This window comes from Streptomyces sp. NPDC026659 (genome assembly GCF_040638245.1).
Taxonomy (GTDB): Bacteria; Actinomycetota; Actinomycetes; order Streptomycetales; family Streptomycetaceae; genus Streptomyces.
This window is the reverse complement of record NZ_JBEZXY010000001.1, coordinates 715,826-740,096: the sequence shown is the minus strand read 5'-3', so window position 1 is coordinate 740,096 and position 24,271 is coordinate 715,826. Positions and strand designations below refer to the sequence as shown.

At 73.3% G+C, this 24,271-nt stretch carries 18 protein-coding genes; 12 read left to right on the top strand and 6 right to left on the bottom strand.

Annotated features, from left to right (window positions below; all coding sequences use genetic code 11):
- The first annotated feature begins 49 nt into the window (after nucleotides 1-49).
- Nucleotides 50-1,156, top strand: coding sequence for a ribosome small subunit-dependent GTPase A (rsgA, locus tag AB0E91_RS03210; protein ID WP_361774310.1), 1,107 nt, complete (start codon nucleotides 50-52; stop codon nucleotides 1,154-1,156).
- 196 nt (nucleotides 1,157-1,352) lie between these two features.
- Here rsgA and AB0E91_RS03205 read toward each other — a convergent pair whose 3' ends face one another.
- The gene (locus AB0E91_RS03205) at nucleotides 1,353-2,342 is read right to left on the bottom strand and encodes a L,D-transpeptidase (protein ID WP_361774307.1); all 990 of its coding nucleotides are present in this window, start codon (nucleotides 2,340-2,342) and stop codon (nucleotides 1,353-1,355) included.
- 241 nt (nucleotides 2,343-2,583) lie between these two features.
- Here AB0E91_RS03205 and AB0E91_RS03200 point away from each other — a divergent pair, with 241 nt between their 5' ends.
- The 3 genes from AB0E91_RS03200 to AB0E91_RS03190 all read left to right on the top strand — a co-directional run bounded on the left by AB0E91_RS03200 (nucleotide 2,584) and on the right by AB0E91_RS03190 (nucleotide 7,008).
- Complete coding sequence (locus tag AB0E91_RS03200) at nucleotides 2,584-3,963, top strand: AlkA N-terminal domain-containing protein (protein ID WP_361775147.1); 1,380 nt, start codon at nucleotides 2,584-2,586, stop codon at nucleotides 3,961-3,963.
- A gap of 144 nt (nucleotides 3,964-4,107) precedes the next feature.
- Nucleotides 4,108-5,691, top strand: a complete 1,584-nt coding sequence (locus AB0E91_RS03195) for a M48 family metalloprotease (RefSeq protein ID WP_361774304.1) — start codon at nucleotides 4,108-4,110, stop codon at nucleotides 5,689-5,691.
- Between the two features lie 432 nt (nucleotides 5,692-6,123).
- Nucleotides 6,124-7,008, top strand: coding sequence for a GDSL-type esterase/lipase family protein (locus tag AB0E91_RS03190; RefSeq protein WP_361774301.1), 885 nt, complete (start codon nucleotides 6,124-6,126; stop codon nucleotides 7,006-7,008).
- Nucleotides 7,009-7,033: 25 nt separating this feature from the next.
- Here the strand turns inward: AB0E91_RS03190 and AB0E91_RS03185 are convergent, their stop codons facing one another.
- Nucleotides 7,034-7,516, bottom strand: a complete 483-nt coding sequence (locus tag AB0E91_RS03185) for a DUF456 domain-containing protein (RefSeq protein ID WP_361113232.1) — start codon at nucleotides 7,514-7,516, stop codon at nucleotides 7,034-7,036.
- 1,322 nt (nucleotides 7,517-8,838) lie between these two features.
- Here AB0E91_RS03185 and AB0E91_RS03180 point away from each other — a divergent pair.
- The 3 genes from AB0E91_RS03180 to AB0E91_RS03170 all read left to right on the top strand — a co-directional run bounded on the left by AB0E91_RS03180 (nucleotide 8,839) and on the right by AB0E91_RS03170 (nucleotide 12,403).
- Nucleotides 8,839-9,810, top strand: coding sequence for a protein phosphatase 2C domain-containing protein (locus AB0E91_RS03180; RefSeq protein ID WP_361774298.1), 972 nt, complete (start codon nucleotides 8,839-8,841; stop codon nucleotides 9,808-9,810).
- Between the two features lie 70 nt (nucleotides 9,811-9,880).
- Nucleotides 9,881-11,623, top strand: a complete 1,743-nt coding sequence (locus tag AB0E91_RS03175) for a pyruvate dehydrogenase (protein WP_361774295.1) — start codon at nucleotides 9,881-9,883, stop codon at nucleotides 11,621-11,623.
- A gap of 417 nt (nucleotides 11,624-12,040) precedes the next feature.
- On the top strand, nucleotides 12,041-12,403 hold the full coding sequence (locus tag AB0E91_RS03170; protein ID WP_361775144.1) for an ATP-binding protein: 363 nt from the start codon (nucleotides 12,041-12,043) through the stop codon (nucleotides 12,401-12,403).
- A gap of 81 nt (nucleotides 12,404-12,484) precedes the next feature.
- Here AB0E91_RS03170 and AB0E91_RS03165 read toward each other — a convergent pair whose 3' ends face one another.
- Together AB0E91_RS03165 and AB0E91_RS03160 are read right to left on the bottom strand one after the other, a co-directional pair.
- The gene (locus AB0E91_RS03165; RefSeq protein ID WP_361774292.1) at nucleotides 12,485-13,525 is read right to left on the bottom strand and encodes a DUF2637 domain-containing protein; all 1,041 of its coding nucleotides are present in this window, start codon (nucleotides 13,523-13,525) and stop codon (nucleotides 12,485-12,487) included.
- A gap of 222 nt (nucleotides 13,526-13,747) precedes the next feature.
- Nucleotides 13,748-14,593, bottom strand: a complete 846-nt coding sequence (locus AB0E91_RS03160; RefSeq protein WP_361774289.1) for a (2Fe-2S)-binding protein — start codon at nucleotides 14,591-14,593, stop codon at nucleotides 13,748-13,750.
- A 201-nt stretch (nucleotides 14,594-14,794) separates the two neighbouring features.
- Between AB0E91_RS03160 and AB0E91_RS03155 the strand changes: the two genes are divergently transcribed.
- The gene (locus tag AB0E91_RS03155; protein WP_361774286.1) at nucleotides 14,795-15,610 is read left to right on the top strand and encodes a GntR family transcriptional regulator; all 816 of its coding nucleotides are present in this window, start codon (nucleotides 14,795-14,797) and stop codon (nucleotides 15,608-15,610) included.
- A gap of 284 nt (nucleotides 15,611-15,894) precedes the next feature.
- On the opposite strand, the gene AB0E91_RS03150 is transcribed toward AB0E91_RS03155, so the two are convergent.
- Both AB0E91_RS03150 and AB0E91_RS03145 read right to left on the bottom strand, forming a co-directional pair.
- On the bottom strand, nucleotides 15,895-16,665 hold the full coding sequence (locus AB0E91_RS03150) for a hypothetical protein (RefSeq protein ID WP_361775141.1): 771 nt from the start codon (nucleotides 16,663-16,665) through the stop codon (nucleotides 15,895-15,897).
- Between the two features lie 522 nt (nucleotides 16,666-17,187).
- On the bottom strand, nucleotides 17,188-18,861 hold the full coding sequence (locus tag AB0E91_RS03145) for a PucR family transcriptional regulator ligand-binding domain-containing protein (RefSeq protein ID WP_361774283.1): 1,674 nt from the start codon (nucleotides 18,859-18,861) through the stop codon (nucleotides 17,188-17,190).
- A gap of 297 nt (nucleotides 18,862-19,158) precedes the next feature.
- Here AB0E91_RS03145 and AB0E91_RS03140 point away from each other — a divergent pair, with 297 nt between their 5' ends.
- From AB0E91_RS03140 to AB0E91_RS03125, 4 genes are read left to right on the top strand one after another with little or no spacing between them, the layout of a single operon-like run.
- Nucleotides 19,159-20,055, top strand: a complete 897-nt coding sequence (locus AB0E91_RS03140; RefSeq protein WP_361774280.1) for an FAD binding domain-containing protein — start codon at nucleotides 19,159-19,161, stop codon at nucleotides 20,053-20,055.
- A complete protein-coding gene (locus AB0E91_RS03135; protein WP_361774277.1) occupies nucleotides 20,055-20,648 on the top strand; it encodes a (2Fe-2S)-binding protein in 594 nt (197 codons plus the stop codon). The genes AB0E91_RS03140 and AB0E91_RS03135 overlap by 1 nt, the downstream gene beginning before the upstream one ends.
- A 1-nt stretch (nucleotide 20,649) precedes the next feature.
- Nucleotides 20,650-23,061 carry a xanthine dehydrogenase subunit D gene (gene pucD / locus AB0E91_RS03130; RefSeq protein WP_361774275.1) on the top strand — a complete coding sequence of 804 codons (2,412 nt, stop codon included), beginning with the start codon at nucleotides 20,650-20,652 and terminating at the stop codon, nucleotides 23,059-23,061.
- 28 nt (nucleotides 23,062-23,089) lie between these two features.
- A complete protein-coding gene (locus tag AB0E91_RS03125; RefSeq protein WP_361774272.1) occupies nucleotides 23,090-24,241 on the top strand; it encodes an XdhC/CoxI family protein in 1,152 nt (383 codons plus the stop codon).
- Nucleotides 24,242-24,271: the final 30 nt, after the last annotated feature.

Genomic DNA, 24,271 nt, shown 5'->3' with positions numbered 1-24,271 from the left:
CCGCGCCCAGTGGCGCGGTCGGCCGGGGGCGCCCCCTGAAGGGTTCCCCTTGAACTTCCTCGATGGTTCTTCCGTTTCCTCCGCGCTCTCTCTCGCCCCGTACGGCTGGGACGCCGACTGGGAGACCGAGTTCGCGCCGTACGCCGAGCGCGGGCTCCTCCCCGGCCGGGTCCTCCGGGTCGACCGGGGCCAGTGCGACGTGGTGCTGCCCGGCGGGGTCGTCCGGGCCGACACCGCCTTCGTCACGCCCAACGACCCGATGCGCATCGTGTGCACCGGCGACTGGGCCGCGGTGGACCCCGGCGGCACACCCCGTTACGTACGGGCGCTGCTGCCGCGCCGTACGGCCTTCGTCCGCTCGACCTCGTCCAAGCGGTCCGACGGGCAGATCCTCGCCGCCAACGTGGACCACGCCGTCATCGCCCTGTCCCTCGCCGTCGAACTCGACCTCGGCCGCGTCGAACGCTTCCTGGCCCTGGCCTGGGAGTCCGGGGCACAACCCGTGGTCGTGCTCACCAAGGCCGACCTCGTGCCCGACCCGGTGACGCTCGCGCACCTCGTCCAGGACGTGGAGACGACGGCGCCCGGCGTGCCCGTGCTCACCGTCAGCGCCCTGTACGACGACGGGCTCGACGTACTCCGTGCCCTCGTCGGGTCCGGCACCGCCGTACTCCTCGGCCAGTCCGGCGCGGGCAAGTCCACGCTGGCCAACGCCCTCGTCGGTGAGGACGTCATGGACGTGCAGGCCGCCCGTGACGTGGACGGCAAGGGCCGTCACACCACGACCACCCGCAACCTGCTGCCGCTGCCCGGCGGCGGCGTCCTCATCGACACGCCAGGTCTGCGCGGTGTCGGGCTGTTCGACGCGAGCAGCGGGGTCGGTCAGGTCTTCTCCGACGTCGAGGAGCTGGCCCGCCGCTGCCGCTTCCCCGACTGCGTCCACGACACCGAACCCGGCTGCGCCGTGCGCTCCGCCGTCGACAGCGGCGAGCTGCCCCACCGCAGGCTCGACAGCTACCGCAAGCTGATGCGCGAGAACCAGCGGATCGTCGCCAAGACGGACGCCCGGCTCCGCGCGGAGATCAAGCGGGACTGGAAGCGGAAGGGCGCGGAGGGACGGGCGGCCGCGCAGGCCAAGCGGGGGCGGTGGTCGTAGGGGGGCCGGTGGCGCATCGCTCATGACGACGGGTGGTGGGGCGGCATGATGTCGGATCGGCGGGCAGCCCGGGAGCCGGGCTGCCCGTCGGCGGAGGTGCCGGGGCCGGGGGCGCTTCCAGGCCCCGGCAAGCCAGGACGGCGGTGGCCTCGTGGCCGGCGTCGTCGCGTGCCGGTCACGAGGCCACCGCGGTACGTCACAGCGTCGCGGTGGTCTGCTCCCCGGACGCGCTGCCGGCCAGCCACTGGTCCCAGCCCAGGTTGAAGGCGGCATAGCCGTTGTCGGCCGAGGCCTTGGCGCGCGGCGATCCGGTGACGGTGACGGGGTCACCCTGCTTCACCTGGTTGTAGAACCACTCGGCGTCCGACATGGACAGGTGGACGCAGCCGTGCGAGCCGCGGGCGCTGCCGCTGCCCGGGGCGGGGTCGCCGGTCGAGTAGTGCACGTATGTGCCGGACTGGGTCAGGTGAACGTCCCAGGGCAGCGTCAGGTCGTAGTAGTTGGGACTCCCCTTGTCGCAGCTGATGCCGACGCTGCAGGAGGTCATGTGGACCGTCTTCTCCTTGTCGATGACGGCCATCGTGCCGTTCCACGTCGGATACTCGGCGCTTCCCGCATTGATCGACAGAGTGCGCACCAGCTGGTTGTCGCGGGTCACCTTCATGGTGTGGCCGGTCACCGAGACATCCGCGCGCACATCGTCCCCGACCGTGAACGTGTGCGTGTAACTGCGCACGCCGTAACGGCCGTTGCCGTTGCCGACGTCCTTCATGTCGGCGTCGATCCGCACCTTGGTGCCGGAGGGCCAGAAATCCTTCGGCCGCCAGTCGGCACGCTTTTCCCCCATCCAGTGCCAGGCACCGGCCACCGGCTGGGAAGCACTCACCTTCAGATGCTTCTCGACCGTGGCGCGCGCCCCGGCTGCCACCGGGTTCGTGAAGATCACCGAGATCGGCATGGCCACGCCCACGGTGGCTCCCGTCTGCGGAGTGATCGTCTCCAGCAGCATCGGCGGGCCCGCGGGCTTCGTCGGAGTGGGCGACGCGCTCGAACTCGGCTTGACCGGCGCCTTCGCGTCGCCCCCGTTCGCCTTGTCGGTGCCACCACCCGCGCCGCAGGCACTCGCCCCGACCAGAACCGCACCCATGACGAGTGCGATCGCTATACCACCCTTGCGCCGTTCCACTGCCTGCCCCGCTCTCTCGCCCTTCGGCCCTGACGGGCCGGACTCCCTGTCGGACAGCCGGGACCCGTGTCGCAGTTGCACGCGTTGCGTAAAAGGTGTCCCAAAACCGGGTGTGCACCACACGGCCGTGGGGCGATGGCCGGTTGGACCGCCCAAGCGCAGGACGGCTTCAAAGGACCCCACCCCCATGTCCGATTCCCGCTGGCCCCACTCCCTCTCCCCGCCCCACACTGGAAACGTGATGGACGAGGACAGCAGGTACGAGGCGGTGCGGGGCCGGGACGGACGGTTCGACGGGGTGTTCTTCTTCGCCGTGCGGACCACCGGGATCTACTGCCGCCCGAGCTGCCCCGCGGTGACCCCGAAGCGGGAGAACGTGCGGTTCTTCGCCACGGCCGCCGCCGCGCAGGGCTCCGGATTCCGGGCCTGCCGGCGGTGCCGTCCCGACGCCGTGCCGGGGTCGGCGGAGTGGGACGCGCGGGCGGACGTGGCCGGGCGGGCGATGCGGCTGATCGCCGACGGAGTCGTGGACCGCGAGGGCGTCACCGGCCTCGCGGCCCGGCTCGGCTACAGCACCCGCCAGGTGCAGCGGCAGCTCACCGCCGAACTCGGCGCCGGACCCGTGGCCCTCGCCCGCGCGCAACGCGCGCACACCGCGCGGGTGCTGCTCCAGACCACCTCCCTGCCGGTCACCGAGATCGCCTTCGCCGCCGGTTTCAGCAGCGTGCGCCAGTTCAACGACACGGTCCGCGAGGTCTACGCCCGCACCCCGACCCAGGTACGGGACGCGGCCCCCGCCCGCCGCGCCGCCCCCGGCACCGGTGTCCCGCTGCGCCTCGCCCACCGGGGCCCGTACCAGTACGGCCCGGTCTTCGACCAGCTCGCGCGCGAGGCCGTACCCGGTGTCGAGGAGGTCGAGGGCACGCCGGGCGACCGGGTCTACCGGCGCACCCTGCGGCTGCCGTACGGCACCGGTGTCGCCGCCGTGCGCGAGCGCGGCCGCAGACAGACGGCGACCGGCGGCACGCGCCCCGGCGGCTGGCTCGACGCGCGCGTGCACCTCACCGACCCCCGCGACCTCACGGCCGCCGTACACCGGCTGCGCCGCCTCTTCGACCTCGACGCCGACCCGTACGCCGTCGACGAACGCCTCGCCGCCGACCCCCGCCTCGCCCCGCTGATCGCCGCCCGCCCCGGTCTGCGCGTACCCGGCACCGTCGACCCCCTGGAGGCCGCCGCCCGCGCCCTCGCCGGGCCACCTCAGGCCGTGGCCCGCCTGGTGCGCCGCTACGGCAAGACCCTGGACGCTCCCAGTGGCACCCTGACCCACCTCTTCCCCGACCCCGTCGCCCTCGCGGACGCCCCCGGCCCCCTCGGCACCCTCGCCACCGCCCTCGCCGACGGCACCCTCCACCTCGACCCCGGCACCGACCGCGCCCACGCCGAGCAGACCCTGCTCACCCTCCCCGGCCTGACCCCGGCCACCATCACCACCCTGCGCGCCCGCGCCCTGGGCGACCCCGACGTGACCCCGCCCGACATCGAGGCTCCGGCCGCCTGGCGTCCGTGGCGTACGTATGCGGTCCAGCACTTGCGGGTGGCGGGCCGGACGCAGGTGTGACCGGCATCCATTGCCGCGCTCGTGGGCGGTCTCCCCGGCGGTGAACTCCCGTACGCGGCAAGGGTTCTTGGCGTGCGGACGAAGATAGGATCCGCGAGTGTCGCCGACCCTGTGCGGCACCAAGTCCTGTGGGGGGACCACTCGATGACCTTGCGATTCCGTGCTCTCCAGGCGCTCGTCCTGCTGGTGGGCTTCTTCCTGCTGGGCTTCGCCCTGCTGGCCGCCATGGCACTGTGCGACTGGCTGTTGGTGACCCACCTGTCCAGCGCACGGGCGGCCTGGTTCGCGGGTGGCGCCCTCGTCCTCACCGGACTGGCGGCGCTCGTGATCCTGCGGGGCATGGTCACTTTTCTGCGAGCGGGGCGCCTCGGCCCGGTATCGGAGGCGGTCAGGGTCGGACCGGACGACCACCCCGCGCTGTGGGAGCACGTCCGGGCCGCTGCCGAGGCCGTCGGCGAACGGCCACCGGACGAGCTGTACTTGACCGCCGAGATGAACGCGGGCGTCACCGAACAGAGCCGTCTGCTGGGTCTGTTGCCCGGGCGGCGCCGTATGCTCCTCGGTCTTCCGCTGCTGGCGGGGCTGACCGGTCCGCGACTACGGGCCCTCCTCGCCCACGAGTTCGGACACTTCGGCCATCTCGATACCCGGCTCGGCGGTGTCGTCATGCGCGGCAGGGCGGCCGTGCTGCACACGGAGTGGATGTTCGGCGAGGGAAGCACCTGGCTGCACCGGTCGATTGGCGGCTTCTATGCCCGCTACGCCCGTGTGTTCCTGCGAATCTCCCAATCCGTGGCCCGGCACCAGGAGTTCGCCGCCGACGCGGTGGCCGCGCGGCACGCGGGGCGTGACGCGACGACCGCTCTGCTGCGTTCGCTCCCGGACCTCGATGCCGCCTGGAGCCACTACCTGGCCACCTACGCCGTGATGGGCGAGCCGGTCGGCGCCCTGCCGCCCGCGGGTGAGGTGTACGGCGGCTTCCGGCGCCTGCTCGCAGCCAGGGCCGGTGACGGGCTCGCCGCCGTCTCGGCCGGCCGACGGTCCACGCGGACGCACCCGTACGACTCCCACCCGCCGACCGCCGAGCGGATCGCCCGCATCGAGGCGCTGCCTCCCGACGGACGGGCTTGCGGCGAGGACGACGAGCCGGGCGCGCTCACTCTGCTGCGCGATGCGGACGGAGCGTTCGCGGCTCTGGAAGCGTGCCTGCTGCCGCAGGCATCGCGACGGATGACCTGGGAGGACCTGGTGATGGTCCGCGCTGTTGCCGACGCCGAGGGCTGGTCCCGGCCGTTGCGCGTGGCCGTCGGCAGGGCGTTGCGTTCCACGGCGCGGTACGCGGACCGGACGGAGGCCGTGAACGAGCCGGACGACGCCGGGCTGCCCGATCTGGAAGCCGTGCTGGACGCGTTCGACCAGGGTCTGCTGTGGACGGAGATCGCCGACCGCGTTCCGAAGCCCGACCGGGCGGCGAGACTGACCGGCTCCTCGGCCCGCAACTTCGTCCGGCCCAGGATCTTCGACGGGCTTGCCGGCCTGGTCCACCTACGGCTCGCCGCCACCGGCCATGCCACCCCCGACATCGCCTGGACCGGAGTGCCCGGTCTCGCGCTGCCCGAGGAATGGGAGAAGGGGCTGGACGACGCCCTGGACGCGGCCGTCGCCGACACGCCCGACACGGCGCCGCTGCGCGCCCTGCTGGCGAGGGTCGGACCCGTGCCGGTGTGATGAGCGACGGTTCGCCATACGTGCTTTGTATGGCGGAAGTTAAGCCGGGCGGGTGGGTCCGGGGTGCCGTTGTCGGGGCCCGTGATCGTCATGTGGGACCGTCGGCCTTCTGCGGACTGGGAAGGTGGCGGGCGGATGCGCTTCGGCTTGTGGGTGGTCGTGGGGCTACTGCTTCTCGTGGCGCCGGGGACGGCTTCGGGCGCTGTGGATCACCCTTCCTGGAACGGGAGTTGGGAAGCCGCGCCCTCCGGGACGACTCCGGGGCTGCCCGGGGCCGCCGTGCGGAACGTCGTTCATCTCAGCGTTGGTGGTGGCGCGTTGCGGGTTCGGGTCGGCAATCGGTTCGGGGTCGCGCCGCTGCGGGTCGGGGCGGTCACCGTCGCGGTGCGGCGGGGGAGCGGGGCGGGGGCTGTGGCGGGGAGCATGCGGGTCGTGACGTTCCGGGGCGGTCGTACCGTCGTCGTTCCGGCCGGTCGGGAACTGCTCAGTGATCCGGTGCGGCTGGCGGTGCGTGCCGCAGCCGATCTGCTGGTCACCGTGTTCGTCCCCGACGACTGCGGACCGGCGACCGAGCATCGCACCGCCCTGCAGACCAGCTATGTCGCCCGCGAGGGCGCGGGTCACGCGGCGGACGAGGACGGCACGGCGTACACGGCGAAGGCCGTCAGCCGGTGGTACTACGTCACCGGCGTCGATGTACGTGCCACCACACGCGGCAGCGTCGTCGCCCTGGGGGACTCCCTCACGGACGGCACCGGGTCCACCCCCGACACCAACCACCGCTGGCCCGACCTGCTCGCCGACCGGCTGCGCCGCCACCGCCTCGGCGTCCTCAACGCGGGCATCGGCGGCAACCGCCTGCTGCGCGACGGCACGGGGCCCAGTGCCCTCGCCCGGCTGGACGCGGACGCGCTCGACCGCGCCGGGGTGCGGTTCCTCGTCCTCTTCGAGGGCGTCAACGACATCAACGGCACCCCGGCGGCCACCGACCCCGACGCCTACGCGGCGGCCTACCGCACGATCGTCGCCCGCGCCCATGCCCGGGGCATCCGGGTCGTCGGGGTGACCCTGACGCCGTATCGGGGTCATCCCGCGTATTCGGCGGTGCGGGAGGGGGTACGGCAGCGGGTGAACGCGTTCATCCGCGAGGGGGGCGTCTTCGACGCGGTGGCGGACGCGGACGCCGCGCTGCGTGATCCGGCCGACGCGGGGCGGCTGTCGCCCCGGTACGACCCCGGTGATCATCTGCACTTCGACGACGAGGGGATGGCCGCGGTGGCCTCGGCTGTGGGTGAGGCGTTGGGGCGGTGGCGGTGAGCCGGTGAGCCGTCGCGGTTCGCCGTCAGCTCCACAGCACCGCGCCCAGCCACGCGCCCGCGATCAGCAGACAGGCGAAGAACTCCGCCAGGACGCTGGAGCCGCCGGAGCGCATCGCCGTGCGGAGCGCGGCCATCGCCTCGCCGTGACGGCCGAGCCGGAGCCGTTCGCCGAGGTAGATACCGCCCATGAAGCCGGGTACGGCACCCACCACGGGGAGCAGCACGAAGCCGAGTACGCCGCCGACGCCCGCGTACACCGCCATACGAGGGGTGGCACCGCTCTCGCGCAGACGGCGCGGGGGCAGTACCCAGCGCACCACCTGGGAGAGCAGCAGGACGACCGTGGCGCCGACCAGTACGGCCCACGAGACCGGCTCGTGGCTGGTCAGCGCCCACCACAGGACCCCGGCCCACACCAGCCACGACCCCGGCACGCCGGGCACCAGCACACCGCACACGCCCAGCGCGATGACCAGACCGACCAGCAGGAGTTCCCACGCTCCCATCTGCCCAGAGTGCCGGAGTCGGGGGAGGAACGCAGGTCACGGTGGGCGCGCGGTACTTCTCCCGATGCGGGGAAGATTTTCGTACTACCGTCCACTCGTTCACTCGATAGGCCGTTCGAGATGGGTGGGAGCGCCGGATTTCTCCGATGCCCCGTTTTCGTACCGCCCCTGCGGTGAGAATCAAGGGCATGAGCCAGCAGGGGGGAAGGCCCGCCCGTCGTGACGACGACTGGTGGGGGCAGCTGTACGACGAATCGGCCGACGACACCGGCCCCACGGCCGCGCCCGATTCCCTGGACGACCGCTTCGCCTCGGCGAAGAACACGGTGTCGGCTCCGGCGGGGGACGCGGCTCCCTCCGGGGGTGAGGGGGAGGAGGTGCGGGTTCCGTTACCGGGGCAGCGGGGGGACTCGGACGGGGTTCAGGGGTCCGTCCCCGAAGGGGGCCGGGGTCTCGACCCTGACGTCGCCCCGGACGCCGAGGCCCGTTTCGACCCCATCCCCGGCCAGCGAACCGACCCCGACCTCGACCCTGCCCCACCGGCCGACACGGCACCGCCCTGGACGTCTCCCGAGTCCGAGAGCGGACCGCGTCCCACCTTCCCGCCGATGCCCGGCTGGCCGACGTCCGCGACCGCCTCCGAGGAACCCGGGGCGGTCCGTCCGGGACGCCCCGGACCTTCCCCGGAGAACGCCCAGCCATCCGCGCCCGGTACGACGCCCCGTACGGGACTTCCCGGTCACACCTCGGAGCCCGACCCGGCACCCGGATCGGAGCCTCCGGATATCGACCCGGGGACCATCCGCCTGGGATTCCCCGCGCACCCCCCGAAGCCCGACCGGACACCTCCGCCGCAGCCCCCGGACGCCGACCCCGGGACGGTACGTCTGGGATTCCCCGCGCATCCCCCGAAGTCCGATCGGACACCTCCGCCGCAGCCCCCGGATGCCGACCCCGGCACGGTCCACCTCGGAGTCCAGGGGCACCGCCCGGAGCCGGGTCGCTCACCCGCGCCCGGAACCCCGTACGCAGACGGAGGTCGTCCCGAGGGCTCCCCGGTGCCCGGCCGCTCACCCGCGCCCGGAACCCCGTACGCCGACCGAGGCCGCCGTCCCGAGGACTTCCCGGTCCCAGACCCGTCACCCGCGCCCGGAACCCCGACCCCAGCCCCCGGCACACCCCACCCGGCGACCCCCCAAGCACCCCCGTCCGAGCCCTCGTCCACCGGCTCGGGGACACTCCGCCTGGGAATCCCCGCCCCCGACCCCGCACCCTCGGAGGACCCTCCACAGCAACCCGCTCCCACCCCCACCATCACCTACGTGGGAACCCGGCCCCCCACCTACGACCCCGAACCCGTGGCCCTTCCCGCCGCCGACCCCGACGCCCTGGCGGACCTCGTCTCCGACACGCTGCTGGACGGCGCCCAGTACGGGACGTGCACGCTCCGGGCGGCCTCCATGCGGGGGGACTCGGCCCGGTACCGGGGTGAGCCGCGCAGGGACGCGATGCTCACCGCCCGGTTCGGGAGCGGGGAGCACGCGCTCGTGCTCGTGGCCATGGCGACCGGCGCGCGCGCCGCGCCCCAGGCGCACAGGGCGGCCGCCGAGGCATGCCGGTGGATCGCGGGGGCGGTCGGGCGGAGCCATGAGCGGCTGGCCGAGGACGTGCGGGCGGGACGGAAGGGGGCGCTCAAGTCGGGGCTGCACCGGCTGACCGACCGCAGCCTGGGGATGCTGCGCGCGAGCGCGACGGAACAGGAGCTCGACCCGGAGCTGTACACCGCGAGCCTGCGCTGTCTGCTGCTGTCCGCCGACCCCGACTGCCGCAACCGCGTGTTCTTCGGCGCGGGCGACGGCGGACTGTTCCGGCTGCGGCGGGGGGAGTGGCAGGACATCGAGCCGAGCCCGCCGACCGCCGAGAGCGAGACCGAGACCGAGGCCACCCCCGGAGCCCCCTTCGGTGCGCTGCCCGCGGCCACCCCCGAGGGCGACCGGCTCACCCTGGACCTCGGTCTGCCGGCCCCGCCGAGCCCGTTCGCCCCGGCGCCCGCACCGGAGGCACAGCCCGCCTTCCGGTTCCGGTCCTCCGTAGCCCGCCCGGGTGACGTGCTGCTGATGTGCACCGGCGGTCTCGCGGAACCCCTGCGGGGCGAACCGGCCCTGGGCGCGTTCCTCGCCCGCCGCTGGTCCCGTGCCGCCGCGCCCGGTCTGGCCGCGTTCCTGGCGGACACCCAGACGCGGGTGAAGGGGTACGCCGACGACCGTACGGCGGCGGCCGTGTGGGAGGCGTGACGGCGGCCCCTGTGACTTCATGGAACCGGAAGAGGCGTATTCCGGGACCGCGAAGGGGCAGACGACCACCATGGCCAAGCAGAACGTCGCCGAGCAGTTCGTGGACATTCTCGCCCGCGCCGGGGTGCGCCGTATGTACGGCGTCGTCGGCGACAGCCTCAACCCGGTCGTGGACGCCATCCGCCGCCACCCCGGCATCGACTGGGTCCATGTGCGCCACGAGGAGACCGCCGCGTTCGCGGCCGGGGCCGAGGCGCAGATCACCGGCAGGCTGACCGCGTGCGCGGGGTCCTGCGGGCCGGGCAACCTGCACCTCATCAACGGCCTCTACGACGCGCACCGTTCCATGGCCCCGGTGCTCGCCCTCGCCTCCCACATCCCGTCCAGCGAGATCGGCCTGAGCTACTTCCAGGAGACGCATCCCGAGCGGCTGTTCCAGGAGTGCAGCCACTACAGCGAGATGATCTCCAACCCGCGGCAGATGCCCCGGCTGCTCCAGACCGCCATCCAGCACGCGATCGGGCAGAGCGGGGTCAGCGTCGTCACGCTGCCCGGCGACGTGGCCGACGAGCCGGCCCCGGACACGTCCTTCGAGAGCGCCCTGGTCACCTCCCGGCCCGCGATCCGTCCCGGCGACGCCGAGATCGAGCAACTGGTACGGATGATCGACGAGGCCGAGAAGGTCACCCTCTTCTGCGGCAGCGGCACGGCGGGCGCGCACGCCGAGGTGATGGACTTCGCCGCGCGCGTCAAGTCCCCGGTGGGGCACGCGCTGCGCGGCAAGGAGTGGATCCAGTACGACAACCCGTACGACGTCGGCATGAGCGGACTGCTGGGCTACGGCGCCGCGTACGAGGCCACCCACGAGTGCGACCTGCTGATCCTGCTCGGCACCGACTTCCCGTACAACGCCTTCCTGCCCGACGACGTGAAGATCGTGCAGGTCGACGTGCGCCCCGAGGTCATCGGCCGTCGCTCCCGGCTCGACCTGGCGGTCTGGGGCGACGTCCGCGAGACGCTGCACGCGCTGACGCCCCGGGTGAAGGAGAAGACCAACCGCCGCTTCCTCGACCGGATGCTGAAGAAGCACGCCGACGCGCTGGAGGGCGTGGTCAAGGCGTACACCCGCAAGGTGGAGAAGCACGTCCCGATCCACCCCGAGTACGTGGCGGCCGTGCTCGACGAACTCGCCGACGACGACGCGGTGTTCACCGTGGACACCGGCATGAACAACGTGTGGGCCGCCCGGTACATCTCGCCCAACGGCCGCCGCAGGATCATCGGTTCGTTCTCGCACGGCTCGATGGCGAACGCGCTGCCCATGGCCATCGGCGCCCAGTGCGCCGACCGCGACCGCCAGGTCGTCTCCATGTCCGGCGACGGCGGATTCACCATGCTCATGGGCGACTTCCTGAGCCTCGTGCAACTGGACCTGCCGGTGAAGGTCGTGCTGTTCAACAACTCCTCCCTCGGTATGGTCGAGTTGGAGATGCTCGTCGCTGGGCTGCCCTCGTACGGCACCACGGACGTGAACCCGGACTTCGCCGAAGTCGCCCGCGCCTGCGGGGTGTACGGCGTGCGGGTGGAGAAGCCCAAGCACCTGGCCGGTGCGCTCAAGGACGCCTTCCGGCACAAGGGACCGGCCCTGGTCGACGTCGTCACCGACCCCAACGCGCTCTCCATCCCGCCGAAGATCAGCGCCGAGATGGTCACCGGGTTCGCGCTGTCCGCCTCGAAGATCGTGCTGGACGGCGGGGTCGGCCGGATGCTCCAGATGGCCCGTTCCAATCTGCGGAACGTGCCCCGTCCCTGATCCACCGTCACCGAGCGTATGTTTCCGGCCACTTTCACACCACGTTCACGGAGCGTGGACCTCCGGTGCCGGACGGTCGCGCACGCGGCCACGGGGGCGCCCGGGGCGCCGTACGGCCTCCTGGGCGCGTCAGGCGCCCTCGGGCCGCCGTGGACGGCCCCGGCCGCACCCCGCCCGGGCATGGCCGAACAGGCGGCGGTCCGCGGCCGTCCATGACTGCCCCCAGGGGCACTGGGCAAGCATCCCGGGGTACGCGTTCGACGCTCGACCAGGAGGGGGAGGTCAGGCACAGTGCGGGCGGGGGGCATCACCAGACGGGCACGAGGAGGCGGACCCGGGAACGCCGGGGCGCCACCTGCGGACACGGGGGAAGGGACGGACCACCATACGGACGAGGGGCGACGGTTCAGCCGCAGGCTGGCCCGCGCCGATCTCGCGGCGGTGCCCGAGGCGCGCCGCGACCTGCGACGGCTGCTGCGCGGCTGGGGACGGCCCGGCGGCGCGGAGACGGCCGAACTGCTCACCAGCGAACTGGTCACCAACGCGCTGGTGCACACCGATGACGACGCGGTACTGACCGCCGTGGTCTCCCCGCGCGGACTGCGCGTGGAGGTACGGGACTTCATGACCCGCAGGCCGCTGCTCCGCGCGGCCGACCCGACCGACGACACCCACGGCCGGGGGCTCGTCCTGGTGCGCTCCCTCGCGGACGCCTGGGGCGTACGGCCGCACCGCGTGGGCAAGTCGGTGTGGTTCGAACTCGGCGCCGGAGCGGGGTAGTAGCGCGAGCGGCACACGGAAACGGGACGGGGCGCCGTCCGCGTGGATGGCGCCCCGTCCCGTACCGCAGTGCGGCCGTGCTCAGCCGAACTGCTGCTCCAGATCCTTCAGTTTGCGCTCCAGCGAGTCCAGGCGGGGGATGGCCATGGTGTCGTCCTCGGCGGTGAGGTCGACGGTGACCGGTTCAGTCCCCTTCCCTACGGGCTGGAGGGACGGCCGCGAGCGTCCGGGCAGGGTGTCCGATGCCGATATGGCAGGCTCCGCGGACACCGTGGCCGCGTCACGATCCATCTGCACCTCGACCTGCCGGGTGGGCGTGCGCCCGACGACTCCGCTCGCGCCCCGGCTCAGCGCCTTCAACTGGGCGCGCTCCACGCGCTTCTGGTCGCGGCGGCGCTGCCGGGTCTCCTCCTTCTGCCGCTTGTCGTCACGGGCCTCCTCGACCGCCTCGTCCAGGCTGCGGACGCCCTCCAGGAGCATCAGCGACCAGGCGCGGAAGGTCTCACGAGGCGCCCGTACCCAGCGGACGATGCGGATCTGCGGCAACGGACGCGGCACCAGGCCCTGTTCGCGCAGGGCGGCCCGGCGGGTCTGCTTCAGCGCCCGGTCGAACAGCACGGCCGCCGAGAGCGACATGCCCGAGAAGAACTGCGGGGCGCCGTCGTGGCCGATGCCACGGGGCGCGTGCACCCAGTTGAACCAGGCCGCCGCCGCGGCGAACATCCAGACCAGGATGCGCGATCCCAGCGCGGCGTCGCCGTGACTGGCCTCGCGCACCGCGAGCACGGAGCAGAACATGGCCGCGCCGTCGAGGCCGAACGGCACCAAGTACTGCCAGCCGTCGGTCAGTCCGAGATTCTGCTCGCCGAAGCCGACCAGCCCGTGGAAGGACAGGGCGGCCGCCACCGCCGCACAGCAGAAGAGCAGGACGTAGGACGCCGTGCCGTACACGGCCTCCTTGCGTCTGCGGCGCTCCTCGCTGCGCTCCCACGAGTCGTCCGCGTTCGCGCTCTCGTTGGAGGCACGCCTGCCGCGCGCGAGTACCGCCACCGCCACCAGCATCCCGAGGAGCAGTACGGCGCCCGGCAGCAGCCAGTTCAGCGATATGTCGGTCAGTCGCATCAGCGGTCCCTCGCATTGGGATGGGGTGTAACGCCCGCCATAGTGACCCATACCCGGCGTGACTCCGGGGATTTCGGGGCAAGAGACCGCCAAGGAAGTGCCCTGGGGTGACCGGAGTGGCAAAACGTTCGAACTACCGCTTGAGGGGCCCGAGTTGAGTTCGAATAAAGACTCCTCGTACGGACGGTTCCGTAACGGGGTTCCGGTGGTAGGCGAAGGCGCTCAGGCGGCCGCGGTGGTGGCGGTCAGCCGGGCGACCCGCTCGCTGTCACAGGTGCGCGGGCAGGTGTCGCAGGCCTCCGCCGGGCGCAGGGTGTAGAACATGCAGCAGCTGACGCGGTCCCGGGTGGACACCGGCGCCCCGTCCGGCGCGGTCAGCTCGCGGAACGCGGCCGAACCGGCGTACGGCTTCGTGGCGCCCGGCAGCAGGCGCTCCAGCTCGCGCATCGCGCGCGACTCCTCGCCCTCGCCGAGGAGCCCGGCGACGTACCAGAGCCCCTCCACGATCTCGTCGGTCGCCATGCCCCACAGCGCGCGCCCGCGGCGGCGCATCCGGGGCCCGAAGGCGCCGAGCACCGGCTCCAGGTGCTCCGCGACGGCCGCGCGCACCTCGGCCCGCAGGGTCTCCTCGTCGGCCACGACGACCGCGCCGGGCAGGCCCGCCGCCGGGTCGTCCGGCAGACAGGCGAAGGCGTCCGGGCGCAGGGTCATGCGTGAGGTGGTGCGGTGGTAGGCGACATGCGCGGCGGGCAGCCGGGGCACCCGGCGGTGCAGGAACCACGGCAGGGTGATCATCAGACAGAGCGGCCACGCGTAGCGGTGCAGGCCGAAGCTCGCGATGACGTCCGGGCGCCCCCGCTGCCCGTAGTCCCGCAGCACCTGCTCGTCGTCCCAGGCCAGGAAGGAGTCGAGCTGTTCACCGTTCGCCGCGAGTCCGTCGCCGGTCACCCAGCCCTCGCCCTCGGGCAGCGGCTCCGCCGGGCCGTTCAGCAGCGTCACGGTGAGGTACGGATAGACCTCGGCGAGACGGGCGTACGCGGCGGCGAGCGGCGAGACCGCAGCGGGCATGGCGGGACCACCGATCTTGAGTCACGGGCGCTGACGTGCAGGTAAGGCTAACCTTACCCGCCCTTCGGGGAATTTGAACTGCCGCCCCGGGCGCCTAAGGTTCTTGACGGACATATGACAGACCGCCGTCGATGTCCCCCTCGATCCCAGGACCTCACCAGGACCTCAGGACCCAACCCCCGACAGCCGGAGGAGGACCCCGTGAAGCAGGGACTGCACGACCTCACCGGAGCGGGACTGCCATGGGGCGCGGCGCGGCCCACGACACCCCGGGTACCGCCCCAGCCCAGACCGTCCGAGCCCGCCGCGGCGCCCCGCGAACGGGCGAACGGCGCGACGGGCGCGCGCGGCGAGCACACGCACAGCGAGACGCCGATCCGCGTGCCGCGCGCCGCCGTCCAGCGCTCCTCGGTGCGCGGACAGATCCTCGACGCGCTGCGCACCGCGCTGGTCACCGGCGAACTGGAGCCCGGCGAGGTCTACTCGGCGCCGCTCCTCGGCGAACGCTTCGGTGTCTCCGCCACGCCCGTCCGCGAGGCCATGCAGCAGCTCGCCCTGGAGGGCGCGGTCGAGGTCGTCCCCAACCGGGGCTTCCGCGTCGTCCGCCGCGGAGCCCGGGAACTGGCCGAACTGGCCGAGGTGCGGGCGCTGTTGGAGGTGCCGGTGCTGCTACGGCTCGCCCGCACCGTCCCGCCCGCCCGCTGGGCCGAACTCCTGCCGTTCGCCGAGGACACGGTCCGCGCGGCGGGCTCCGGCTGCCCCGCCGTCTACGCCGAGTCCGACCGCGCCTTCCACCGCGCCGTCCTCTCCCTCGCGGGCAACGAGCAACTCGTCGGCATCGCGGAAGACCTGCACCGCCGCTCCCAGTGGCCCCTGGTGGGCACGCAGGCACGGCGTGGCCGTACGGCGTTGCTGGCGGACGCGACCGAACACCTCGCTCTGCTGGACGCGTTGATCTCTTGTGAGTCGGAGGAGGCGGCGCGGCTGGTGGGGGAGCACTTTGGCGCCGGCCGCTGATTTTTTGGGGGCGTGCGGGGTATCGGCCTGCGGCCCGCTGGTGCGCAGCCCGATACCGGCACGGGTGCCTGCGTACGGGATGTTCTCGTCGTGGCCTTCTCCGGACACGGGCCCGGTCTTCGCTCCGCGCACCAGCCGCCCGAGCCGCCCGGTGTGACGCCCGCCGCACGCTGAAATGCCGCTCGGCGGCCGGCTGTCCGGGCGGTGAGCGGGCCATCGCGACTTCGTCGCGGCGGGCCCACCGCGGCGGCGGCCGGGGCCTCGTCGCGAGGCCGCGGGCGCGGCTACGCCGTGGTGGCCGCCCCCTGCGTCGGTGGGTTCAACTGCTCGGCCAGCCAGGTCGGTACGCCGCCCAGCAGGCGGAACAGGCGGCGGGCCTCCTCGCGCAGACGGGATGCCTCCGGTTCCGTTTCGGTGTCGGCCAGGGAGGCGAGCGCGGGGGCCGTGCCCACCAGGTAGCCCAACTCCTCGCGGATGCGCAGGGATTCGGCGAAGCCGTGCCTGGCCTCGGCCAACTCGCCCTCGCGCAGGGCGAGTCCGGCGAGGTGGCGCCAGGTGAAGGAGAGCAGTAACGGGGCGGAGTGGGTGGTGGCGCCCGCGTGGGCCCGGCGGTAGGCGGCGCGGGCCGCCTGCGGGGAACTGCTCAGGTTCTCGGCGAGCAGTCCGCGCCGGAAGTCCAGCAGGGCCCGTCCGGCGGACCCCGGAGCGATCAGTGCCGCCGCCCGGCCGAGCGCGGACCGTGCCTCGTCGGCGCGGTCCCGTACGCCGTGCAGCGTGGAGGCGTAGGCGAGCTGGCCGCGCTCGCAGGCGGCCGCGCCCCGCTCGTCGTCGGTGTGGGCCCGCGCCTCGGCGGTGCGCAGGGCGTCCTCGGCCGCCTCCCAGCCCCGCTCGGTGTACAGGCAGCGCTCCACGAGCAGGGCGGCCCGCTGCAGGGCCGTGCCGGGGGTGTCCGCCGGCAGCAGGGCCGCCGCGTCCGCCCAGCAGGCCCGGGAGCGCAGCCGCCACACCGCGGTCTGGAGGGGATCGTCACCGGGGGTCGTTCCGTAACCAGACATGGCGGTGTACGCCACGTTGCCTCCTCCAGCACGCCGTCGAGCCGATGAGTGGTGGCGGCATTCCAGCACCGATCTCCGCGCGAGGCCAAGAGGATGGGTGAATGTTTTCACAAAGTTCCCGGCGCACGGGTGCGAGGGGGGCGCTCGGCTCCGTCACCCGACGCGGGGGACTGGTCCCGGGGAGGCCAGGGGTCCGTGTCGGGTGGCAGGGGCGGGTGTCGGAGAAACCGCGCTGGTGAGGGCTCGGGAACGCCCGCGCTCGGCGCCGGGGCGGCGGCTGCGCGGCGCCCCGTCGCTCCTGGGTGGCGGCCGTCGTCCCCGGTACCGGCGGGCGGCGTTCCGGAGCGCAGCCTCGGGACGGCCGGAGGCGGCCGCGCGGTCCTGGTGCGGCTGGAGGCACTCCGGGCGTGGTCCTGGTGTGCCTGTGGCGCGGCCGCTGCCACAGGATCGGTCGGCCGGTGCCCGGTCGCCTCCCCCGGAACCACGTTGACGACATCCCGCCGAACCCCCGGAGGGCTCAGCTCAGCTCATCCGGAGCGCCAGGAAGAAGTCCAGCTTGTCCTCCAGCCGGGACAGGTCGCGGCCCGTGAGCTGTTCGATGCGGCCCACGCGGTAGCGGAGGGTGTTGACGTGGAGGTGCAGGCGGGCGGCGCAGCGGGTCCAGGAGCCGTCGGACTCGAGGAAGGCTTCCAGGGTGGGGATCAGCTCGGCGCGGTGGCGGCGGTCGTACTCCTTGAGGGGGTCGAGGAGACGGGCCGTGAAGGCGCGTCGTACGTCGTCCGGGACGAAGGGGAGCAGGAGGACGTGGGAGGCCAGTTCCTGGTGGCCGGCGGCGCAGACGCGGCCGGGGCGGGCCGCCGCGACGCCGCGGGCGTGCCGGGCCTCCTCCAGGGCGCCGCGCAGCCCCTCGGCGGAGTGCACGGCGGCGCTGACGCCGAGGGTGAGGCGGCCGTCGCCGTCGAGGCCCGCCGAGAGGGCGTCCCGTACCGAGCGCAGGAGGGCGTCCGCGAGCAGCCCGGTCTCGGAGCCGTCGTGCTCGGTGGAGACGGCGGGCAGTGGCACCAGTGCCACGGCCTCGTCGCCGGTGTGCGCGACCGCGACCCGGTCGGCGGCATCCGGACCGGTGGCCGACGGATCGGCCAGCACCTCTTCGAGGAGCGACTGGGCGACCGGGCCGCCCGCGACCGCGCCGTCCTCCCACTCGACGCGGGCCACGACCACCTGCCAGTGCGGGGCCGCTCCGAGGCCGGGCAGCAGGACCGGCGCGGCGACCCGGAGGCGGGCCGCGATCTCGGCGGGCGCGGCGCCGGACTGCACCAGCTCAAGGACCTCCTGGGCGAGGCGGCGGCGCACGGTACGGGACGCCTCGCGCCGGTCGCGCTCGACGGCTATCAGCTGGGTGACGCCCCGCAGCAGGTCGAGCCGCTCCTCGGGCCAGTCCGCGGCGTCCGCCGCCACGGCCAGCAGCCAGTCGGTGAGCACGGTCTCGCGCACGTCCGGCGCGGCCTGCGGGGCGCGTCCGGAGGAGCGGACCGGGAAGAGGGAGTACGTGGTGCCGTCGACCACGACCCGGTGCGGTCCGGGACGCCCCGCGCGGGTGGCCGCCAGATGCTCGGCGGCGAGCCGTACGAAGGTCTCCGGGTCGGGGGCGGGGCCCGCCGACTTGGGGGCCGCTATCGGGCGGCCGGTCGGCGAGAGCACCCAGGCGCGCAGGTCCAGGTCGCTGCCGAGCAGGTCGAGGACCACATCGGGACCGCCGCCCGCCGGGCCCGAGGTCATCATCCGCCGGTGCCGGTCCACCACGGCGGCCAGGTCACCGGCCCGCTCGCCGGACACCTGCCGTACGACGTGCTCGGTGATCGTCGCGAACGCCACCGACTCGTCCACCGCGAACAGCGGCAGCCGGTGCCGGGCGCAGGCCAGCACCAGGTCCTCGGGGATGTCGCGCAGCTCGGCCTCGCCCGCCGCCAGGGCCGCGACCTGGGCCTGGACCAGCAGCCGGACGAACGCCTCCGAGTCCTCGGCGTCCTTGCGCCAGGCCAGGCCCGTGAGGACCAGCTCGCCGCCGGAGAGGTAGCGGCTCGGGTCGCGCAGGTCGGTCGTCATGACCCCGCGCACCGTACGGTCCAGCTCGTCCTCGCCGCCGAGCAGCCGCAGGCCCAGCGCGTCGGTGTCCAGCAGTGCGCGCAGCCGCATCTCGTCGCCGCCATTCCTTGTCTCGAAACACATGGTCCGTGCCGCCGGACCGTCTCCGTCTCTCCCCGGGGAAACGTTTCCGGGAGAAGGCGAAACGTTTCCGGAGGGAAACGGGGAGATTGCCGATGGCCTCCGTTCATACGAATCTACAAGATGCCCGCCCTGGCCAGCCAACTCCTTCATGGTTTCCGTGACTGACCCGGGCGGCGCGCCCGGCGGTGTACTGGGAGTACTCCCCGCCAAAAACACTCGAATGAATCGGCTTTGCCGACCCAGAGACGAGGAAGAGAACCGGTCATGGACTTCCTTCGCCCCGCCAGCTGGGAGGAGGCGCTCGCTGCCAAGGCCGAGCACCCCAGCGCCGTGCCGATCGCGGGCGGCACCGATGTGATGGTGGAGATCAACTTCGACCACCGCCGACCGGAGTACCTCCTCGACCTCAACCGGGTCGGAGATCTCTACGAATGGGAGACCGGCCAGGACACCGTGCGGCTGGGCGCGAGCGTCCCGTACGCGGCGATCATGCGGAACCTGCGCGCCGAGCTGCCCGGTCTCGCGCTCGCCTCGCACACCGTCGCCTCCCCGCAGATCCGCAACCGGGGCGGCGTCGGCGGCAACCTCGGCACCGCCTCCCCGGCCGGGGACGCCCACCCCGCCCTGCTCGCCGCGGGAGCCGAGGTCGAGGCCGAGTCGGCGGCCCGGGGCACCCGCATGATCCCCATCGACGCCTTCTACACCGGCGTCAAGCGCAACGCCCTCCGGCCCGACGAGCTGATCCGCGCGGTGCACATCAAGAAGGCCGAAGGGCCCCAGCAGTACGCCAAGGTCGGCACCCGCAACGCCATGGTCATCGCCGTCTGCGCCTTCGGCCTCGCCCTGCACCCGGAGTCACGTACCGTGCGCACCGGCATCGGCTCCGCCGCCCCGACACCCGTACGGGCCACCACCGCCGAGGAGTTCGTGAACGCGGCCCTGGAGGAGGGCCGGCACTGGGACACCGGCAAGCCGCTTCCCGCCTCCCTCGTCCAGCGGTTCGCGGACCTGTGCGCGGGCGCCTGCAACCCGATCGACGACGTCCGGGGCACCGCCGGGTACCGCCGCCACGCGGTCGGCGTCCTCGCCCGCCGGACGCTCACCTGGACCTGGGAGTCCTATCGCGGCGGCCGCCGCGCCACCGAAGAGGGAGCCGCCTGATGCGCGTCAGCTTCACCGTCAACGGACGCCCCCAGCAGGCCGACGACGTCTGGGAGGGCGAGTCCCTGCTCTACGTCCTGCGTGAGCGGCTGGGCCTGCCCGGCTCCAAGAACGCCTGCGAACAGGGCGAGTGCGGCTCCTGCACGGTCCGCCTCGACGGCGTCCCGGTCTGCTCCTGCCTGGTCGCGGCGGGCCAGGCGGAGGGCCGCGAGGTGGTCACCGTCGAGGGGCTCGCGGAGCACGTACGGCAGCGCGCGGACGGCACCTCCGGGGCGGGCACGTGTACTTCCGCGGCGGGTACGTGCAGCTCCGCGGCGGGTACGTCCCTGGAGGAGGCCCGGCGTTGGCAGCCCGGCACCGGTGGCGAACTCGCCCCGATCCAGCAGGCGTTCATCGACGCGGGCGCCGTGCAGTGCGGCTTCTGCACCCCCGGACTCCTCGTCGCCGCCGACGAGTTGCTGGAGCAGAACCCCGAACCGTCCGACGCCGACATCCGCGAGGCGCTCTCGGGCAACCTGTGCCGCTGCACCGGCTACGAGAAGATCATGGACGCGGTCCGCCTGGCCGCCGCCCGTCAGACCGAGGGGGCGTGAGATGACACCGCGCGAACTCCCCACCACCACACGCCCGTCGGGCGCCCCCACGAAGATCACCCAGGGCTCCGGCGCCCGGGGCGGCATCGGCGAGTCCACGCTGCGCCCGGACGGAATCCTCAAGGTCACCGGCGAGTTCGCCTACTCCTCCGACCTCTGGCACGAGGACATGCTGTGGGGCCAGATCCTGCGCTCCACCGTCGCCCACGCCGAGATCGTCTCCATCGACACCGCCGAGGCGCTGGCCCTGCCCGGCGTCCACGCCGTCCTCACCTACGACGACCTGCCCGCCGAGGCACGCCACTACGGCCTGGAGATCCAGGACACCCCCGTCCTCGCCCACGGCAAGGTCCGCCACCACGGCGAACCCGTCGCCGTCGTCGCCGCCGACCACCCCGAGACCGCCCGCCGCGCCGCCGCCAAGATCCGCGTGGAGTACCGGGAGTTGCCCGTCGTCACCGACCACGCCTCGGCAACGGCCCCCGACGCGCCCCTCGTTCACGAGCACCGCGACGACCACCACTTCCCGTACGTCCCGCACCCGAACATCGTCCACCGCCAGCCGATCGTGCGCGGGAACGCCCGACTGGCCGCCGAACGCGCCGACGTGATCGTCACCGGCGAGTACACCTTCGGCATGCAGGACCAGGCGTTCCTCGGCCCCGAGTCCGGGCTGGCCGTCCCCGAGGAGGACGGCGGCGTCCACCTCTACATCGCCACCCAGTGGCTCCACTCCGACCTGCACCAGATCGCCCCCGTGCTCGGCCTGCCCGAGGACAAGGTGCGGATGACCCTGGCCGGGGTCGGCGGCGCGTTCGGCGGCCGCGAGGACCTGTCGATGCAGATCCACGCCTGCCTGCTCGCCCTGCGCACCGGGCGCCCCGTGAAGATCGTCTACAACCGGTTCGAGTCCTTCTTCGGACACGTCCACCGCCACCCGGCCAAGCTGACCTACGAACACGGCGCGACCCGCGACGGCAGGCTCACCCACGTCAAGGCCCGCATCGTCCTCGACGGCGGCGCCTACGCCTCCTCCTCCCCGGCCGTGGTCGGCAACGCCGCCTCCCTCGGCGTCGGGCCGTACGAGGTGGACGACGTGGACGTGGAGGCCATCGCCCTCTACACCAACAACCCGCCCTGCGGCGCGATGCGCGGCTTCGGCGCCGTCCAGGCGTGCTTCGCCTACGAGGCACAGATGGACAAGCTGGCCAAGGCGCTCGACATGGACCCGGTGGAGCTGCGGCAGCGCAACGCCATGGAGCAGGGCAGTGTGATGCCGACCGGGCAGATCGTCGACTCACCCGCGCCGGTGGCCGAACTCCTGCGCCGTGTCAAGGCGTTGCCCATGCCGCCCGAGCGCCAGTGGGAGTCCAGCGAGGGCGCCGACGTACGCCAGCTGCCCGGCGGCCTCTCCAACACCACCCACGGCGAAGGCGTCGTACGCGGCGTCGGCTACGCGGTCGGCATCAAGAACGTCGGTTTCTCCGAGGGGTTCGACGACTACTCCACCGCCAAGGTCCGCATGGAGGTCGCCGGAGGCGCCCCCGTCGCCACCGTGCACACCGCCATGGCGGAGGTCGGTCAGGGCGGCGTCACCGTGCACGCGCAGATCGCCCGCACCGAACTGGGCGTGAGCCAGGTGACCATCAAACCGGCCGACACCCGGGTGGGCAGCGCCGGTTCGACCTCCGCCTCCCGGCAGACGTACGTCACCGGAGGCGCCGTACGCCACGCCTGCGAACTGGTGCGCGAGAAGGTACTCGCCATCGGCCGCCGCAAGTACGGCAGTCACCACCCCGCCTGGGCCACGGCCGAACTCCTCCTGGAGGACGGCAAGGTGGTCACCGACGGCGGGGAGGTCCTCGCCGCGCTGGCCGACGTGCTGGAGGGCGAGAGCGTCGAGGTCGAGGCGGAGTGGCGGCACCGGCCCACCCAGCCCTTCGACCGGCACACCGGGCAGGGCGACGGACACGTCCAGTACTCCTTCGCCGCGCACCGCGCCGTCGTCGAGGTCGACACCGAACTCGGCCTGGTCAAGGTGATCGAGCTGGCCTGCGCCCAGGACGTCGGCAAGGCCCTCAACCCGCTCTCGGTCACCGGCCAGATCCAGGGCGGCACCGTCCAGGGTCTCGGCATCGCCGTGATGGAGGAGATCCAGGTCGACCCGGTCACCGCGAAGGTCCGCAACCCCTCCTTCACCGACTACCTCATCCCGACTATTCTCGACACCCCCACCATCCCGGTCGACGTCCTCGAACTCGCCGACAGCAACGCCCCGTACGGGCTGCGCGGCGTCGGCGAGGCACCCACGCTGTCGTCGACTCCCGCCGTGCTGGCGGCGATCCGGGCCGCGACCGGGCTCGACCTCGACCGGGTCCCGGTACGGCCCGAGCACCTGACGGGGACGGCATGAGAGCGGCGCACGGTCAGGAGGCCGACTGATGCTCGACATCGCCGAAGAGCTGGACCGGTGGATCACCCAGGGCCGCGACTTCGCCGTGGCCACGGTGGTGGGCGTCGGCGGCAGCGCCCCCCGCCCGCAGGGCGCGGCCCTCGCGGTGGACGGCGACGGCACGGCCGTCGGCTCGGTCTCCGGCGGCTGCGTCGAGGGCGCGGTCTACGAGCTGTGCCGCCAGGCCCTCGTGGACGGCGAGACCGTCCTCGAACACTTCGGGTACGACGACGCGGACGCCTTCGCCGCCGGACTGACCTGCGGCGGCACCCTCGACGTCCTGGTGACCCCGGTGCGCGCCGACAGCCCCGACCGGCCGGTGCTCGCCGCCGCGCTGGCCGCCGCCGCCCGGGGCCGTACGGCGGCCCTCGCCAGGATCGTGTCCGGACCGGAGGAACTCCTCGGCCGGTCCCTGCTCGTCCGCCCCGACGGCACCCTGCTCGGCGGCTTCGGCGCCCACCCCGAACTGGACCGCACCGTCGCCGCCGAGGCCGCCGCCTTCCTGGACGCGGGCCGCACCGGCACCGTGGAGGCCGGCGAACGCGGGGAGCGCTGCGGGGACCCGGTGACCGTCCTGGTCGAGTCCTCGGTGCCCCCACCCCGGATGATCGTCTTCGGCGCCGTCGACTTCGCGGCCGCGCTGGTCCGCGTCGGCGCCTTCCTCGGCTACCACGTCACCGTGTGCGACGCCCGCCCCGTGTTCACCACCCGGGCCCGCTTCCCGGAGGCCGACGAGATCGTGGTCGACTGGCCGCACCGCTATCTGGAGCGCACCGCGACCGACTCCCGCACCGTGCTCTGCGTCCTCACCCACGACTCCAAGTTCGACGTGCCGCTGCTGCGCCACGCCCTGCGCCTGCCCGTCGCCTACGTCGGCGCGATGGGCTCCCGGCGCACCCACCTCGACCGCCTGGAGCTGCTGCGCGAGGCCGGGGTCACCGAGCTGGAACTCGCCCGCCTGCACTCCCCGATCGGGCTCGACCTCGGCGCCCGCACCCCCGAGGAGACCGCGCTGTCCATCGCCGCCGAGATCGTCGCAGGACGGCGCGGGGGCAGCGGGTTGCCGCTCACTGGGGCGCACACCCCGATCCACCGCGACGTGCCCGACCGGGCCGGCCGCCGCTTCGGGTCGGTGGCCTGAGCGCGAGGGGGCGGCGGCGCGACTCCCGGC